This window comes from Anaerobiospirillum thomasii (genome assembly GCF_900445255.1).
GTDB classification, from domain to species: Bacteria; Pseudomonadota; Gammaproteobacteria; order Enterobacterales; family Succinivibrionaceae; genus Anaerobiospirillum_A; species Anaerobiospirillum_A thomasii.
Window position 1 is genome coordinate 714,972 of sequence record NZ_UAPU01000007.1, and the last position, 17,725, is coordinate 732,696.

The following is a 17,725-nucleotide window of genomic DNA, read 5'->3' on the forward strand; positions in this document are numbered from 1 at the left end:
ACAGAAGTTAACTTAAACTGCACATTCAAACACTTCCTCTATAGAAGATCTCTGCCATACTCCTCTATTAATAACGACAAAAGTAAATAAAAATTTATCTATTCACGGAGTCAGAATATCAGAATAAAAAGAACTGTGCCGCTATCAAGGTCTGAAATTACTATCATATCCTTACTGGCCACCTGCAGACGCGCACTATCTTCATGACAGTTATTTAACAATATTATCAGATGATAAAATTTAAAGAAAAAAATAAAGAACTGTGCACTAAAAGAGTATCTGCCTGTTTAACACCAAGGCGCTCTAGAGTTTTGAATAAATCATCTTTTGAAAAGGAATTTTGCAAAACTGATTTAGGATCAAACATAATATCTCCTTAAGAACTAAGCTCATTAAACAGAGCTTTTCTGTCAAGCTTGCCATTGGCATTGTATGGCATGCTCTCTTTGAAAATTATTTTAGATGGCAGCATATAAAAAGGCAGCATTTCTTTGAGCGTATTTATAATCTCTTTTTTATCTATGCTGTTATCTTTGCCATGTACCACAAGTGCAATACTTGCACTGCCAAGATTATCATACAAGGCTACGGCCGCACCTGATACTTTAAAGGCTGAAACAAAGGCCTCATCAATCTCAAGCAGTGAAACTCTAAAACCCTGAACCTTAACCTCATCATCAATACGGCCTTTATAGACAAGAACTCTCCTGTCATCAACCATGTCATAACAGCCAAGATCGCCTGTCCTGTAAAAACGCATGCCATCATGCATAAAAAAGGCTGATGCGTTTTTAGCCTCATTTTTATAATAGCCATTGCAGATCTGAGGACCACCTAAGCAGATCTCACCCTCATCCTTAGCTATTGTACCGTCAGCTGCGCGCAGTATGGCCACCGATCTGTCATACATAAAACCTATAGGAACATTGCCAGATTGCTTAAAATCATCCACTTTAAAATAACTTATAGCAACTGTAGCCTCGGTTGGACCATAGGTATTATAAAAATCAGCGTTAATTGCACTCTTGGACAGAGCCGCACAGGCACTGTATGGCAAAGCCTCGCCTAAAAAGTTACACAGTCTTAAAGATTTAAGTCCGCCCTCTTCCAAAAGCCCCATCTTATTTAAAAGCAGTGCAGCAGATGGCACTAAGGTGACACAGCTTATCTGTTTTTTATCAAGGAAGGAGGCAAAGGCAAAAAGATATTGCGGATACACTACAACAAGTGCAGCACCATGACTGAATGCACAGAAAATCTCACCCTGTGACAAATCAAAGGTAATATCTGAAACCTGAGCTATTCTATCCTCACTGCTATAATTAAACAGCGCACTTACTGCATCTAAAAAGGCTGCCATATTATCAAAGCTGACCTCAACACCCTTTGGATCGCCTGTGGTACCTGAGGTAAAAATAATATATAAAGGATGAGACAAAGCAGGCTGCACTTTGCGCAGGGCATCCATAAGCTTTGCATCAGCAGCGCTGTCTGTTCCCTTAATATCAAGAACTCTGATATCTGCCCCTGTTCCCTGTACTCTAGAGGCTGCATCAGTGTCAGCCACATAGACTTTAAGCTTTCTTTTAACTTCAGGAAGAATCTTTACAATAAGATTCAGACAGTTTTTTGATACGTAAATAGTATCAAGATCTGATTTTTCTATAATATAAATGAGCTTTTTAACAGGAAAACGCTGATTTAAAGGCACAAAGGTTCTAAGCGAGATAACAGATGCAAACAAAGTTACATAGGAGAGCACATCTCTGTCACCAAAGATGCCTACTTTGCTAACCTTATCCTCATCAAAACATCTGACAAGATTCAAGGCTCTGCTGCCAAGCTCTTTATAACTTAAAATACCATCATGGCAGTCAAGAGCTTCTTTGTCAGCAAACTTTTCTATACTGTCTAAAAACCTGTCCTTTACATGTAAGGTCACAGCCATTTCCCTCTATAACTATTAACTCTCTTTAGTGCACAGCGAAAGAAGATCACCTAAAGTGGCACATTCAATCACTTCCTTGATAGGAAGCTCTCTGCCATACTCCTCTTTTAGTAACGTCAAAAGCGCAAAAAAGTTTATGGAGTTCCACTGTGGCAGAGTAAAGAGTACAGTGCTGTCATCAAGGCTATCCTCATCAAAGATAGCTGCAATCTTTGCATATATATCCATAACTACATCCTAAAAATTAAGTAAAAAGCGCTCAAGCACATTGAGATCCTCATTGTCCTTTTTCTCAGGTGCTGAAGGCTGCACCGGTGGCAATGCCGGAGCTGTTTCATAGACACCGAAAGAGCAAGGTCTGACATTTACTATCATATCCTCACGGGCTGGCAGCAGACGCATACCCTCTTCATGGCAGCCGTCAGCTAAAACCTGGCCATTGCTTGCAAAGTTTACAAATTTAATACCCTCAGGACGACGCAGTTCAAGTGAGTTGACACCACGCTCCTTTAGATACTGAGCATAAACCATAAGAGCACCAGATGATCCGTAAAGTCCTGTAGAGCGGTTGTTGTCAAAGCCCACCCAGGTGGTAACAATCTCATCTGAATCAATACCTGTTGACCAGGTATCGCGGTGATTGTTGGTAGTTCCTGTTTTAGAGCCGATATTGACCCCAGGGAACATCTGTCCAAGGCGTCTACCTGTTCCGGCTCTTGTAGCCTCGGTCATACCGTATAAGGTCAGATAGGTATCACGCGGATCAAGGGTCTTTTCATGTCTGTTGTCTTTTCTTTCATAGACAATCTCACCGTCTTTGATAACGGTACGCAAGGTGGTCAGATCCTGATAGACACCATCTGTAGCCATACTTGCATAAATGGAGTTAAGCTCAAGAGGTGTAAGTTCTGTGGTACCAAGAAGTATTGAAGGATACAGAGGCACATGCTGTTTTAAACCCACACGCTCTAGTGTATCTATAACGTTCTTAAGACCTGCGCTCATACCAAGTCTTACAGTAGGAACGTTAAGGGAGCGGGCCATACCTGTAAGCACACGTATAGGTCCGCGAAATTTCTTGTCATCATTTTTAGGCGACCATAACTTGCCATCCTGCAGTTTAACGGTAAGAGGTGTATCCTGCACAATAGAGCCTAAATGATAGCCACGCGAGAAGGCTGTAAGGTAGACAAATGGTTTTACTAAAGAGCCTATCTGACGTCTGCCCTCAATCACACGGTTAAAGCCATCATATTTTGGCGTTCTGCTGCCAACCACAGCTGATATTTCAGCAGTTCTCCAGGATGAGACCACCATAGCAGCCTCAAGACCTGAAATACCGCGCTGCTTTTCAATGGCGGCAAGCTCCTTGGTTACAGCATTTTCAGCTGCAAGCTGAGCCTGCGGGTCAAGACTTGTAAAGATCTTGATGCCGTTGCCTGAGAGAAAGTTTGGATTGTCAGGCTCAATTCTGGTTTTGATCTCATGCTTTAAAACACCCATAAAGGCAGGTGTTCTGCTGTAGTTCATAGAGCCTCTTTCAATAATGCCAAGAGGTCTGGCGCTATACTGTTCAAACTGAGCATCAGTCAGATAGCCGCGGTTGCGCAGCACTGCAAGCACAGTATTGCGACGCTCAAGGGCATTATCAGGTCGACGCCATGGATCATAATAGGAAGGGCCTTTGATAAGACCTACTAAAAGAGCCATTTGATCCTGACTTAACTCAGAGACAGGCACGCCAAAATAAAAATATGAGGCAAGACCAAAGCCATAGATACCGGCAGCACCATTCTGACCTAAATAAATCTCATTCATATAGGCCTCTAAAATCTGCTCCTTGGTGTATCTATGATCCATAACCATGGCCATAAATATTTCTTTGATCTTTCTTACATAGCTACGCTCTGAACTTAAAAAGTAGTTTTTTACCAGCTGCTGTGTAATGGTACTGCCACCCTCTACCACACGTCCTGCTATCATATTTTTTACAAATGCACGGGCAATGGCAAAGAAGTTGACACCAAGATGGGAGTAGTACGATCTGTCCTCAATTTCCAAAAGTGTGGTAATAAGAGGCTTAGGTACTTCGTCTAGAGTAATAAAAATTCTGTCCTCTTTTGGATCGATACGATTGATTCTGTCAAGCAGTACAGGATCCATGCGCACGTAGCCAAGCTCCTCTTTAGTATCAGCATTGGTGATTTTCTGCACACGGTTTTCATCAAAATCAATCAAAAGAGAAATGCGGCCCTCTTCACCTTCAGGGAAGGTAAAAGGTCTTTTTATAAGCACAATCTTGTCAGTTTTAAAGTTGACAGCATATTCGCCAGGACGTGACGGATTTGGCGTCTGCCTGTATTTTAAAAGCTTTAGCTCATAGACCATCTGCTCTAGTGACAGTCTCTGATCTGGATAGAGCTCAAGAGGACGTGAATAGACCACAGCAGGCAGCACCCACTTGTCATCAACATCAAAACCCTCGCGCACTACTACTGATATATAGATAAAAATAATAGCCAGAACACTGATGGCTGCAATGGTAAGTTTTATGGATAAAAGCGTAAATTTGCGCGAAAAGCCACCAGAGCTTCTTTTCTTACTCTGAGCGTTATCATCACTGTTTGTGCCTGTATCTTGAGTTGCAGCTTTGACCTTGGTGCTTTCAAAATCTTTAATAGAAAAACCCTCTGGTATCTGACTTTGCTCATTGTCTTTTTCTTCAGAGGCATTTTCATTGATATTTACAGGATCTTTATCATTTGAGTTTTGCATTTTTGATGAATGTCAGGTTCAAATCGTCGCGTTTAATTAATAAAAATTTAAAAAGTCATTATACATGATAGAAACTGTCTTTTATGATTTATAACTGCAAAGAAACTTTTTAAAAAAATGATTTCTTTTGATACAAATTGCACAAAGCTTAGGACTGATGTCTAATTTTATGAAAAATTAACATGGTCTTTATTGTATGATGTATCACAATAGTAGATAATGCAGACCTTAAAAATCTTGGTTTTAAAAGATCTTTGTGTTTATATATAAAAATCTTTTTTTATATAAGGTCTTTGCACAGTGCACAGTCTTTAAAGTCTGGATTGCAAGCATCCTGCACTAGAACATAGATTTTGACAGGATGTAATAATAACAATAATATTGTTCAGGCCCTGAGGCTATATAAGGAACATAAGTATGTCAGAAAATGTAAATATCGAATCAATGGGACCTCTTGCTATTGCCGGAGTTCAGCCTTATCAGGAAAAACCTGGTGAGGAGTATATGAATGAAGAACAGAAAGCTCACTTTAGAAAAATCCTTACAGCCTGGAGAGATCAGTTAAGATCAGAGGTTGACCGAACAGTAGGCCACATGAAAAGTGAGGCTGCCAACTTCCCTGATCCTGTAGACAGAGCTTCTCAGGAAGAGGAGTTTGCCCTGGAGTTAAGAGCCAGAGACAGAGAAAGAAAGCTTATCAAGAAGATTGAGAAAACTCTAAGCAAGCTTGAGAACGACGAGTTTGGTTACTGCGATCAGTGTGGTATTGAAATTGGCATCAAGCGTCTTGAGGCCAGACCTACAGCCGATCTGTGTGTTGACTGCAAGGCTCTTGCAGAAATTAAAGAAAAACAGCTCGAAGGCTAATATGCCTTTATCATCACAGTGCCTGCCTTGATTCTAAGGCAGGTTATATATGACAGCCTACGTAGGAAGGTTTGCTCCAACTCCGTCAGGACATCTTCATCTTGGCTCTGTAATTGCAGCTGTCGGCTCCTATCTTATAAGCAGACACAACAGGGGCTGCTATCTTATACGCATTGAGGATTTAGACACTCCACGCTGCAAAAGTGAAAACACAGCAGCCATACTAGATGCTTTAGATAAACTTGCGCTGCACTCTGATAAAGAGATTTTAATTCAAAGTAAAGATACTAAGATTTACCATGATAAATGCGCAGAGCTTTTGCACAAAGGTTATGCCTTTTACTGCAGTTGCAGCCGATCTGATCTTAAACAAAGACCCTGCACCTGCTATAAAAAGCATCTGAGCGGCAGCAATCATCACTCATTGCGTTTTTATCATAAGGATCTTATTAACAGCTCATTTTATGATGATATTAAAGGCAAAGTCTGTGTCAGGGATCCTGAGGATAATTTTATTACCCTTATAAGAGCTGATGGCATTATCTCCTACAATCTTGCCTGTGTTGTTGATGATATAAGACAGAATGTAAGTCATATTGTAAGAGGCTCTGATCTTATAGATGTAACTCCTGTACAAAATGCGCTGTATAAAGCCTTTGGCTGTGATGCCCCTGGCTATATGCACCTGCCTCTTGCTGTTGGAGCTGACGGACTTAAACTTTCAAAGCAGAATCATGCGGCCGATATTCTAAGCATTATGAGTCCACAGCTTGCTATTAAAACAGCGCTTTTAGCTTTAGGTCAGAGAACAGACTATATAGATGAAACTATGATCTGTGCTGATATTTTGCATCTTGCCCTTGAAAATTTAGATATCAGCGCTATACCATCTGACAATATTGTTATTGATGATATACAATTATGCTAGTTTACAAAAAATATTAATTTATTAAACATCCCTGACGATAATTGAATAACCTTTTTAAACAGAAGTGAATTGATTATGCATACTTGTCCATACTGTAAAAGTAATAATGTAGAGGCTCTTAAAGTTAAACGCGAAATGTTAATCCCGGCTCCTCTTGATAAAGAGTACAGACATGTAAACGGTGCTTTTGCAACTATAAGACCTGTTTTGTGTAAAGATTGCAATCTATGTTTTAATGCACAGGAGTATGATCAGGAGGCTCTTGATTTAACCTGCGCCTTTGGTTACATAAAGCCTACAGATAATATAGGACAGGATCACTACAACAAGATACTTGATCTTATCTTTAAATTTGTAAAAAAAGATGATGCTGTCATTGAAATAGGCTCAAAGACAGGGAGACTGCTGCAGCTTATGGAAAATGCAGGCTATAGCAATCTGACAGGCTATGATCCAGGTGCTGAGTTTGAAAGTAGCGAGCATATAACCTGTATTAAAGAGTGCTTTACTACAGATCTTAAGGATCTTAAAAGACAGAATTGTTTTATAAGTCAGAATTCTCTTGGTTTTTTTAATGATCTGCATGATTTCTTTGGCTTTATACATCAAAAGCTCAATGACGGAGGCTATTTTATTATAGAAAATGTCCGTGGCCATGTGCCTCTTGCCATGCAGTTTTGGTTTTTACATATGGCCTGCTATGAGAGCATTGCCCGTGACAATGGCTTTAATATTGTCTTTGCCAAAGACTCTGAGGAGCTTGACGGCTATCTGCATGTAGTTTTACAAAAAAGAGCGCAGGGTCAGAGCTACGTTCCTTATTTTGATGATGCAAAGCTTAAGGCCATGACTTTAAATTTTGTGCAGGATATAAACAGAGACTATCTTGATGCAGAGCATACTGACGCTTTAAATACTATCTTGAAAACCCATGATGAAATTATACTCTGGGGTACAGGATCATCTGCTTTTAGAATATTAGACTGCGCCGACAGCTCTCTTTTGAAAAATGCTAAGTTTTTTGTGGTTGATTCAGATGCAAGCCGCAAAGGCAAGTATTTTGTAAGTCCTGCCAATGTTGCCTATGAGGTGCATCATATCAGTGATCTTACCTCATGTAACAGCAAAGCTCTAATTATAGGCTCAAGCTCTGAATATGCTGCTGAAATTAAAAATGCAGCGCTAAAGCTCAAGAAAGATCTTGAGAATATCTTCTGCGTGCTCTGATTTTAAAGGGCACACAGCCATGCCTGCCTTTGATGTAAAAAAGGCGGGCAAAAGTGGTATAATGCCTGGCAAATAACCAAGATACAGCTACAACTGAGGATTAATAAAATTTCTACATTACTCATAGGTCTTGATGACATTCTTAAAGAGCATAAGGCCAAGGTTAAGAATAACGGTTTTTGCAAATTAGAGCTCACACGCGATAAACACTGTATTTCAAGACGCAACATATCAGAAAAAGCTTTAAGGGCCATGTACAGGCTCATTGACAGTGGCTTTAAATCCTATCTTGTAGGCGGAGCAGTACGTGATCTGCTGCTTGGTAAAGCTCCAAAAGATTTTGACGTGTCAACCAATGCACGACCTGAGCAGATTACCAATGTCATTTCCAACAGCAGAATCATAGGTCGCAGATTTAAAATAGTCCATGCTGTCTATGGACATGAAATTGTTGAGATTACAACTTTCAGATCGGCTTTAAAATCACAGGCACAGCAGTCTCTCAATGGCACCAACCGTTTTACTAAAAGCACCAATGGAGCCTTAGTCAGAGACAACAATTACGGTAAATCCTTAAAAGATGACGCCTCACGCCGCGACTTTACTATAAATGCTCTTTATTATGATATTTCCAACTTCTCCATAGTCGACTACTTTGGAGGTCTTTATGATCTGTGCCATGAAACAATTGATATCATAGGCGATCCTAAGACACGCTATGAAGAAGATCCTGTACGCATGATTAGGGCTATACGTTTTGCTGCCAAGCTTGATTTTAAGATTTCAAGGCGCACCTCTGCCCCTATTTTAAAGATGGGCGTACATCTTACCTATGTATCTCCTGACAGAATGTATGAAGAAATAAACAAACTGCTGTTGAGCGGTTATGGTCTTAAGGCCTACCGTCTGATGAAAAAGTACGATCTGCTCAAATACATCTTCGGTCAGAGCAATATTGATATTATGACCTCAGAAAGAGGCAATGCCTTTATTGAATATGCACTTACCTGTTCAGATCAGAGAATTGCCCAGGGCAAGTTTAATGTCCCTTACTTTCTCTACTCCATACTGCTCTATCCTGTGTTTGAAAATAAACTCTTTGAGCTTATGGAAAGCAGTTTTATGGCCCCTGTCAGTTATGAAAAGCGCAAAGGCCTTATTGACAAGATTTTCAGACAGATCTCATGCATCAATATTCCATACTTTGTAATTGAGGATATCTCAAGAGTATGGATGGATCAGCTTGATCTTATCAGCATTAAAAAAGAGGAACAGGCTGATATTATTTCAAGAAAGTCTTTATTCAGAGCAACCTTTGATCTCTTAAAGCTAAGAGCTGCTGTTGATCCTTATCTTGCAGATGCTGTTATTTTCTGGCAGCCATATTATGAAGAGCGCGTGAGAATTCATGAGCTTGAAAAGGCCGCCAAAGAAAAAAGACTTATGGAAAAGAGGCTCAAGCGCGAGAGCAAGAAAAAGAACTTCGACTCAAAGCAAAAGGGGCTTGGCAGATCTGATGCCATATCAGCTATAGCAGAGAACGCTCATGCCAAAACTCTTGAGAAGAGAAAAAACAGACGCAAGCAGAAGGCTCAGATCCTAAATATCAAGATTAACGAAGATATACCATTTTAGACTATGGCATCAGTTTTAATCTCTCTTGGCTCAAATATGGGACAGAGCTCAGATATTATATGGCAGGCTAAAGAGCAGATTGCCTCTCTTGAGGGTGTCTTAGAGCTTGCCTTCTCTTCCCTGTATAAAACCAAACCTGTAGGTTATCTGTTTCAGGATGATTTTATAAATGCAGCCATGCTTATTAAATGTGATCTTGAGCCTTTAGAGCTTTTGCACAGATTGCAGCATATAGAGCAGCTGCACAAGAGAGTACGCACTATAAAAAATGGCCCGCGCACTCTTGATCTTGATATAATAGCCATTTCAAATTATACGCATGCAGGCTCTACTCTGACACTGCCCCATCCGCGCATGCATGAAAGGGCTTTTGTTTTGATACCATGTGCACAGATAGCCCCTGATTTTATAGTGCCGGGGCACAATATGAGCATAAACAGTCTCAAAGCAAAGCTTAGTGATGAAGATTTAAATTCTGTTGAGTTGTTACATGGCAACAAATAAAAGCAATATACGTCTTATAGCAGGTCTTGGTAATCCAGGCGACCGCTATGAACATACCATGCACAATATAGGCCTTGATGCCCTTTATATGTTGTGTGACAAATATAAAATCAATATGGCCCCAGACTCCAAATTCTCAGGCCTTGTAGGTCGCGGCGAGATTGAGGGCTGTGAGGTAAGGGTAGTATTTCCTACAACCTTTATGAACGAGTCAGGCAGATCGGTAGGCGCCCTGTGCAATTTCTTTAAAATTGCCCCTGAGGAGCTTTTAGTGCTGCACGATGATCTTGATCTGGCACCAGGCACGCTAAAACTCAAATTTGGCGGCGGTCTTGCAGGTCACAATGGACTTAAAAGCATAAGTGCCTGTCTTGGTGGCTCACAGAATTACTACAGATTAAGAATAGGTATAGGCAAGCCTGTCAACAGAGACGTTGTCAATTATGTACTCTCAAGACCAGATCCACAAAGCCGCGATCTTATTGAACAGAGCCTTGTAGGTGCAGTACATGGTCTTTCAGTTCTGTTCAAGCAGGGCCTTGACAGGGGCACATCAGTTATTAACGGTTTTAAACCTTTAAAGGAGAAATAAATGGGATTTAATTGTGGCATCGTAGGCCTTCCAAACGTTGGAAAATCAACCTTATTCAATGCTCTGACCAAGGCAGGCATTGCTGCAGAGAACTTTCCATTCTGTACCATTGAACCAAATACAGGTATAGTTCCGGTACCAGATCCACGTTTAGATAAAATTGCACAAATTGTCAAACCACAGAAGATAGTGCCTACAACTATGGAATTTGTGGATATTGCAGGTCTGGTCAAGGGCGCTTCACAGGGTGAAGGCCTTGGCAATCAGTTTTTAATGAATATCAGAGAGACTGATGCTATTGCCCATGTAGTACGCTGCTTTGATGATCCTAATGTTATTCACGTCAACGGCAAGGTTGATCCTATTGATGATGTTGAGGTCATTAACACCGAGCTTGCTCTTGCCGATCTTGATGTCTGCACCAAGGCTTTATCCCGTCTTGAGAAAAGAGCAAGAACTGGAGGTGACAAGGAGGCTTTAGCTCAGGTGGTGGCACTTGAAAAATGCAAGCCTGCTCTTGAGTCTGGCAAAATGCTGCGTGAGGTTGAATTTACCAAAGAAGAGCTGTTTGCTATGAAGGGTTTTAACTTCCTGACTTTAAAACCTGTCATGTACATTGCCAATGTCTCTGAGGAAGGTTTTGAGAACAATGAATATCTTGACCGTCTAAGAGAGCTTGCCTCAAAGGAGAAGTCCATTGTAGTACCTGTATCTGCAGCTATTGAGGCTGAACTTGCTTCCATGGAGGAAGAGGACAGAGCAGAGTTTATGGAGAGCCTGGGTCTTGAGGAACCAGGTCTTAACCGTGTAATTCGCGCCGGCTACTCCCTTTTAGGTCTGCAGACCTTCTTTACAGCAGGTGTCAAGGAAGTAAGAGCCTGGACTGTCAAGGTTGGTGCTACTGCTCCACAGGCAGCAGGTAAGATTCACTCTGATTTTGAGCGTGGCTTTATCCGTGCACAGACTATAGCCTATGAGGACTTTATAAAGTACAACGGTGAGGCAGGTGCCAAAGAGGCTGGCAAACTGCGCGCTGAGGGTAAGGACTATATAGTTAAAGACGGCGATCTCTTTGAGTTCCTCTTTAACGTCTAATCATTCTTAAAAGGTGCCAAAGCAATCTGGCACCTTTGTCTTTAGATCCTGTCATTCTCAATTGTATAGCCGCCATCGCATGGCACAAAGCGCAGATTATATTTGATGCCGCGCGGCGTATCTTCTGTATGATGAGATACAAAGATCACAGTGGTCTTAGAGTTTTCAATAATCACAGATATAAATTCTTTGACAAGCTCTCGACCATAGGTATCAAGTCCCTGCAGCGGTTCATCAAGAATAAGCAAAGGCGGTATTTTTATAAGGGCTCTTATAATAAGCACAAGTCTTTGCTGTCCAAATGACAGCTCTTTAAATGAGCGGCGCTGCAGATGGGACAGACCAGCAATTTCAAGCCAGGCTCTGGCGCATTTGATCTCATCATCAGAGGCTTTGGTATAAAGGCCAATTGAATCATAAAAGCCTGAGAGTATGACATTGATGACAGGCGATGAGACTCTGTAGTCAAGATGCAGGGCACCTGATACCAGGCCATAGTATTTTTTAATATCCCAGATAGACTCACCCTGTCCTCTTTTATAGCCAAAGACAGTTATATCATTGACATAGACCAAAGGATTGTCACCTGTTATAAGGGAGATGAGCGTGGATTTACCGCAGCCGTTAGGCCCTAAGATCTGATAGTGATCTCCTTTGTTGAGTGTAAAATCAAAATCTTTGAAAATAACTCTGTCATAGGTGATGTTAACTTTGTGCATAGTCACAAGATTATCCCCTGCCACATCCTTTTGTATAAATTTAAAAGGCGCTTTGGGAATAGTAATCTGCGGCAGTGAGACTATATTTAAAAAAGAGGCAAAATCACTGTCATCAAGCAATTTTCTGTCACCTGTTTTTTTAAGACTTAATGCACTTATAAGACCAAAGTTTGATGCACTCTGTGGAATTTCCTCTTTTCTGTTGACAATAAGTACAATGGCACAGGCTGTGTTTTGATGTATATATTCAATTATTTCAATAAGTCTGCATCTTGATTCTGTATCCAGGGCATCAAATGGAGTATCAAGCACAATAAGATTATTATCAGAGCAGATTGCCTTTACAATCATAATTTTGCGCCCCTCTCCACCTGAGAGCACACGCACCGGCCTGTCATAAAGATAGTCTATATGCAAAAGCTCCATGGCTTTTGTAACATACTCTTTATTACACCCTGACAGATAGTCAGACACCCTGATACCATTTAGCTCCTCATCTGAATTGGTATCTGAATTTCTGTACTTAAAGTCATCTTCAAAAAGCTCGCTCTGTCTTTCAAATGAAACTAAAGCACATTTACATGACCTGTCTTTTACACACTGTCCATTTGTGCATTCAATAGCACCTGCAATGGCTTTGGCTACAGAGCTTTTACCAGAGGCATTGGCCCCTACTAAAACCCATAGACTATCAGTATTTACCACTAGATTTTCAATGTGACATGACAGTCCCTCCTTAATAGCAAAGGAGGCTTTAGAAATATTGAGAAGTTCCATGATGATACCTGTTTTAACAACTGTTTTTTTATCTTAAAACACTTTGAATTTTTATTAAAACAGTGTTTAAAAAGGCACATAAAAGGTGCGACAAAAATAATCAGTTAAAAGTGTACCCATGTCAAAAATAATGAATTTTTTAATATTAATATCAAAAATATATATTAAATTATAAATATAAGGATCTAAATTTATCGACGTAAAAAACATTGGGGGGCCTATATGAGTCAGAACTACAGAGTAATTATTTTATTAAAGCCTGGTGATAATCAGCCCGCTCTTGATCGTGCAGCTCAGTTTGCTAGATTTCTGCCAGAAATAGAAATTGTTGCATGCAGAGTTATAAATGAATTTGACTCACAGCAGATAGACAAAATCAAGGCTCAGACCGAAAGGGAAATTGCCAGAATAGGCGCATCCTACCCTTCAATCAAGAATCTTATTCCTCTGGTGATCTTTAGCGAGAATGTACCTGATACCTTTGTAAATGAGGCCAATGCAGGTCACTTTGATCTGGCAATTATCAGTGCCAACAAGCGCAATACCATAAAAGATCTCTTTATAAGTACCATTGACTGCTGCATTATGCGTCAGATTGCAGTCCCTCTGCTTGTGGTTAAAGACGCCAATGCTCCTCAGCGTTTAGGTCGGGCTATTTTACTGGCTATTGACTTTGATGAGGATGATCATGATTTTGATGTTGATGAGAAACTCTATGAAAAGGCCAGAATCTTTGCAGATCACTTCAATGGTGAGATACATGTGGCCAATGTAGTATCACCTCTGCATCATGGTCTGATGTCTGCCAATACCACTATGTCTGCCATTATCAGCAACAATTCTGATTCAAGAAAGGATCTTCATAACAAACTATTAAAAGAGTTTGCTGTAAAGCATGATATAGGCGATGACAGAACCCATGTACTAATCGGCCGTGTCGATGAGGAAATACCAAAGCTGTGCCGCAATCTTGAGGCACGTATGGTCTGCATGGGAACATCAAATAAAACAGGACTTTTAGGCTCTATAAACTGTAATGCAAGTGAGCTTGTATTAGAGCAGATAAAAGGAGATGTATTTATTGTCAATGCCAGAGAAAGCAGGTGCGAATGTGACTGATTTTAGGCATTAAAACAATTATGGCGCCATTAGGCGCCATTTTTATTATTAGATAAAGGAGAGATCTCTCATTTATCTTTTTTATTAACCAAGCAGTGATAAAGCCAGCTGTGGTCTTGAGTTAGCCTGTGTCAGCATGGATGAGGCAGCCTGCTGAATGATGGTCTGCTGTGACAGTTTGGCAGACTCTTCTGCAAAGTCAGTATCACGGATACGGGCGCGAGCATCAGATACGTTCATAGCCACATTCGACTGATTGCGTATTGATGATTCCATACGATTCTGCATGGCACCTAAAACGGAGCGCTGGAAGTCAATAGCTCTTATATAGTCATCAGCCATAGTAATTGCAAGGGCAGCTAAAGACTGCTTACTTACAGTAAAGGCACCGGTATCTTTATTAAAGCCTTCAGTACCGTCAACTTTCTTTTTAAGCACTTCATCTACTATAGCAGACATGACAAAGCCGCTTGAGAAAAATAATATATCAAGAGTATCACCCTGATAGGCGCCTACCTGCACAGTAACAGCTGCCTTTGAATTTAAAAATGATGGCTGACCCTGAGCTGCATTGTTTGGACCCGCCATAAACTTTTCACCTGCGTACTTGGTGTGGCAGGCAATACGGGTAATTTCATGAGACAGCTGTGTTACTTCCTGCTGAATAGCATCTCTGTCCTTGGCATTATTGGTACCGTTGGCAGACTGTACAGCTAAAGTACGGATGCGCTGCATCATATTACTCATTTCATCCAAGGCGCCCTCAGCTGTCTGAGCAAAAGCTATACCGTCATTGGTATTGCGATTGGCCTGATTTAAACCGTTGATTTGTGAGGTTAAACGATCTGAAATCTGAAGGCCAGCGGCATCATCTTTAGCAGAGTTGATACGCAGACCTGACGATAATCTCTGATAGGTTGTATTTAAACTGTTGGTAGCATTGGTAAGATTGCGCTGACCATTAATTGAGGAAACATTAGTATTTACAAACAAGGCCATGTTAAAACCCCTAAATATTATTTGCGTATATAGCTTATCTTATTAACGGTTTTATAAATTAAAACTTTAGGATAATTTACTACTTTTTTATCTTTAGATTATATGAAACTAAAGTCCATAGACTTAGTGCCTTTTGATATATACAACGCAGATGAAAAAAGGAGGCCTGAGCCTCCCTTAATCAAACAGAATTCAAATTTAGAAATTTTTAGCCAAGCAGTGACAGGGCCAGCTGTGGTCTTGAGTTGGCCTGTGTCAGCATGGATGATGCTGCCTGCTGAATGATGGTCTGCTGTGACAGTTTTGCTGACTCTTCGGCAAAGTCTGTATCACGGATACGGGCACGGGCATCAGATACGTTCATGGAAACATTTGACTGATTGCGAATTGATGATTCCATACGGTTCTGCATAGCACCTAAGTGAGCACGTTGAGTATCAATCGCTGCGATAAACTTATCTACCGTATCAATGGCTTTTTGTGCAAATGACTGTAATGAAACAGCAAAGACAGCTCCAGCAAATCCATGATCTGCAGCTGTAGGACCTGCTGCACCTATAGCATTAGAGGCCATCTTACTTAAAGTAAATCCAGTAGAGAAGCCTGTCATTTTGAGAGTATCGCCCTGATAGGCACCAACCTGAATTGTTATGGTACCATCTTTATCGATAAGACCATTGGCCGCTGCACCACCACCAGCAGCTGCACCACCAACACCTGCTAAAATCTGCTCACCACCAAACTTTGTAGCACAAGCAATGCGGGTAATCTCATTTGATAACTGTGTTACTTCCTGTTGTATTGCTTCACGGTCTTTGGCGTTATTGGTACCGTTTGATGACTGTACGGCTAAGGTACGTATACGCTGTAGCATAGTGGTCATCTCATCCATAGCGCCTTCCATGGTCTGAGCCAAAGCAATGCCGTCATTGGTATTGCGGTTACCCTGATTTAAACCATTGATCTGAGATGTTAAACGATCAGAAATCTGCAGACCGGCAGCGTCATCTTTGGCAGAGTTAATACGCATACCAGAGGATAATCTCTGATAGGTGGTATTTAAATTGTTGGTTGCATTGGTAAGATTGCGCTGACCGTTAATTGATGAAACGTTGGTATTTACAAACAAGGCCATGGTGAATTCCTCTTTAATACTTATTATTATTGCTTAGTTGTTTTTATTAACGACAGCACTGTCAAAACCTTTAGTCTTTTTATAAAACTATAGCTTTTTTTGTATAAGCCATGTCGTACGCATGGCTTATTTATCACTTTCTTGAGATATATTCACCAGAGCAGATATATTTATAGGTATTAAGCTCTTTTAGTCCCATAGGCCCTCTGACATGCAGTTTTTGTGTTGATATGGCAACTTCAGCTCCCATACCAAACTGTCCGCCATCTGTAAAACGGGTTGAGGCATTGACATAGACGCAAGCTGATGTGGCTCCCTTGGTAAAAATATCAGCATGATGGAGATTTTCAGTTAGAATGGCATCAGAGTGTATAGCTCCATGCTCACGCATATGTAAAAGAGCGGCATAGACATCATCCACAAAAGTGATATTAAGAGCCAAAGACAGATACTCTGTATCAAAACTCTGTGAATCTGTAGCTTTAATATAATCGCCAAAGCCCATATGTAAAAGCTCATCAAACATAGCCCTGTCTGCATAGATGCTAACCTTATGCTCCTTTAAAGCCTTAACTATGCTGGCTAAAAGATCTCTGTCAAGATTTTTATGAATGAGCAGAGTATCTAATGAGTTGCAGGCTGATGGCTTGCTTAACTTGGCATTTAAAATTACATCTGTACATTTATCCCTGTCAGCACCCTCATCTACAAAAATATGTGATATGCCAAAACCGCCTACAATAACAGGTATGCTAGAGTTTTTCTGACATAATCTGTGCAGAGCCTCACCTCCGCGCGGAATAATTACATCTATATAGCGGTCAAAAGAGAGCATATTGAGCACATCCTCTCTGTCTTTTGAGGCAATAAAGCTTACTATATGCTCATTGACATCAAGACTCTTTAGCGCTTTAACTATAAGACTGTGCAGACAGAGATTGGTATGATAGGCCTCAGATCCGCCACGCAGTATGGCAGCATTGCCAGATTTAATGCACAAAGCGGCAATATCCACAGTTACATTGGGACGTGATTCATATATAACACCAACAAGACCAAAAGGTACACTGACTTTTTGTATCTTAAGACCTGATGTTACCTGTCTGCCCTCACTGACTGTGCCCACAGGATCATCTAAGGCTATAAGCCTTAAGATGCCATCAGTCATTTCCTCAAACCTGGCATCATTTAATCTTAATCTGTCAGTCATGGCCTCATTAAGGCCCCTGTCCTTAGCCTCATTTATATCTTTTTCATTTTCTTTAAAGATAAGATCTTTGTTCTTACAAAGAATGTCATGTAATGAGTGCAGTATTTTATTTTTAAGTGCACTGTCAAATGAGCCTATATCAAAACTTGCTCTGTGGGCATTGTTTATAATATTTTCTAAAAGTTTAATATCCAT

16 protein-coding genes are annotated in these 17,725 nt (G+C 40.6%); 8 read left to right on the forward strand and 8 right to left on the reverse strand.

All coding sequences use genetic code 11. The features are described 5' to 3' along the window. Positions 1-226 precede the first annotated feature (226 nt). Genes DRZ93_RS13595 through mrcB form a run of 4 tightly spaced genes read right to left on the reverse strand, consistent with a single transcriptional unit; the run spans position 227 to position 4,723 of the window. Positions 227-367 carry a hypothetical protein gene (locus DRZ93_RS13595; RefSeq protein ID WP_172458190.1) on the reverse strand — a complete coding sequence of 47 codons (141 nt, stop codon included), beginning with the start codon at positions 365-367 and terminating at the stop codon, positions 227-229. 9 nt (positions 368-376) lie between these two features. Beyond that, entirely contained in the window at positions 377-1,942 is a 1,566-nt protein-coding gene (locus DRZ93_RS10345) for an AMP-binding protein (RefSeq protein ID WP_172458192.1), read from the reverse strand. A gap of 21 nt (positions 1,943-1,963) precedes the next feature. Then, a complete protein-coding gene (locus DRZ93_RS10350) occupies positions 1,964-2,176 on the reverse strand; it encodes an acyl carrier protein (protein WP_113743706.1) in 213 nt (70 codons plus the stop codon). A gap of 9 nt (positions 2,177-2,185) precedes the next feature. Beyond that, positions 2,186-4,723: a penicillin-binding protein 1B gene (mrcB, locus tag DRZ93_RS10355; RefSeq protein ID WP_113743705.1), complete on the reverse strand. Its 2,538-nt coding sequence runs from the start codon at positions 4,721-4,723 to the stop codon at positions 2,186-2,188. Positions 4,724-5,140: 417 nt separating this feature from the next. Between mrcB and dksA the strand changes: the two genes are divergently transcribed. The 7 genes from dksA to ychF all read left to right on the forward strand — a co-directional run bounded on the left by dksA (position 5,141) and on the right by ychF (position 11,571). Next, positions 5,141-5,590 (forward strand): RNA polymerase-binding protein DksA, encoded by a 450-nt coding sequence (gene dksA / locus DRZ93_RS10360; protein WP_113743704.1) that lies wholly within the window; start codon positions 5,141-5,143, stop codon positions 5,588-5,590. A 49-nt stretch (positions 5,591-5,639) separates the two neighbouring features. After that, complete coding sequence (gluQRS, locus tag DRZ93_RS10365; protein ID WP_113746545.1) at positions 5,640-6,518, forward strand: tRNA glutamyl-Q(34) synthetase GluQRS; 879 nt, start codon at positions 5,640-5,642, stop codon at positions 6,516-6,518. 75 nt (positions 6,519-6,593) lie between these two features. Beyond that, complete coding sequence (locus DRZ93_RS10370) at positions 6,594-7,745, forward strand: methyltransferase domain-containing protein (RefSeq protein ID WP_113743702.1); 1,152 nt, start codon at positions 6,594-6,596, stop codon at positions 7,743-7,745. Positions 7,746-7,883: 138 nt separating this feature from the next. Beyond that, complete coding sequence (gene pcnB, locus DRZ93_RS10375) at positions 7,884-9,380, forward strand: polynucleotide adenylyltransferase PcnB (protein WP_258400083.1); 1,497 nt, start codon at positions 7,884-7,886, stop codon at positions 9,378-9,380. Positions 9,381-9,383: 3 nt separating this feature from the next. Then, complete coding sequence (folK, locus tag DRZ93_RS10380) at positions 9,384-9,884, forward strand: 2-amino-4-hydroxy-6-hydroxymethyldihydropteridine diphosphokinase (protein ID WP_113746546.1); 501 nt, start codon at positions 9,384-9,386, stop codon at positions 9,882-9,884. Further along, complete coding sequence (gene pth, locus DRZ93_RS10385; protein ID WP_113746547.1) at positions 9,871-10,476, forward strand: aminoacyl-tRNA hydrolase; 606 nt, start codon at positions 9,871-9,873, stop codon at positions 10,474-10,476. The genes folK and pth overlap by 14 nt, the downstream gene beginning before the upstream one ends. Further along, on the forward strand, positions 10,477-11,571 hold the full coding sequence (ychF, locus tag DRZ93_RS10390; RefSeq protein ID WP_113743698.1) for a redox-regulated ATPase YchF: 1,095 nt from the start codon (positions 10,477-10,479) through the stop codon (positions 11,569-11,571). 41 nt (positions 11,572-11,612) lie between these two features. On the opposite strand, the gene modF is transcribed toward ychF, so the two are convergent. Continuing rightward, positions 11,613-13,067: a molybdate ABC transporter ATP-binding protein ModF gene (gene modF / locus DRZ93_RS10395; RefSeq protein ID WP_113746548.1), complete on the reverse strand. Its 1,455-nt coding sequence runs from the start codon at positions 13,065-13,067 to the stop codon at positions 11,613-11,615. A 222-nt stretch (positions 13,068-13,289) separates the two neighbouring features. Here modF and DRZ93_RS10400 point away from each other — a divergent pair, with 222 nt between their 5' ends. Next, a complete protein-coding gene (locus DRZ93_RS10400; protein ID WP_113743696.1) occupies positions 13,290-14,186 on the forward strand; it encodes a universal stress protein in 897 nt (298 codons plus the stop codon). 84 nt (positions 14,187-14,270) lie between these two features. Here DRZ93_RS10400 and DRZ93_RS10405 read toward each other — a convergent pair whose 3' ends face one another. The 3 genes from DRZ93_RS10405 to DRZ93_RS10415 all read right to left on the reverse strand — a co-directional run bounded on the left by DRZ93_RS10405 (position 14,271) and on the right by DRZ93_RS10415 (position 17,725). Then, positions 14,271-15,185 (reverse strand): flagellin N-terminal helical domain-containing protein, encoded by a 915-nt coding sequence (locus tag DRZ93_RS10405; protein WP_113743695.1) that lies wholly within the window; start codon positions 15,183-15,185, stop codon positions 14,271-14,273. A gap of 208 nt (positions 15,186-15,393) precedes the next feature. Then, positions 15,394-16,320: a flagellin N-terminal helical domain-containing protein gene (locus tag DRZ93_RS10410; RefSeq protein WP_113746549.1), complete on the reverse strand. Its 927-nt coding sequence runs from the start codon at positions 16,318-16,320 to the stop codon at positions 15,394-15,396. Positions 16,321-16,453: 133 nt separating this feature from the next. Continuing rightward, a complete protein-coding gene (locus tag DRZ93_RS10415; RefSeq protein WP_113746550.1) occupies positions 16,454-17,725 on the reverse strand; it encodes a glutamate-5-semialdehyde dehydrogenase in 1,272 nt (423 codons plus the stop codon).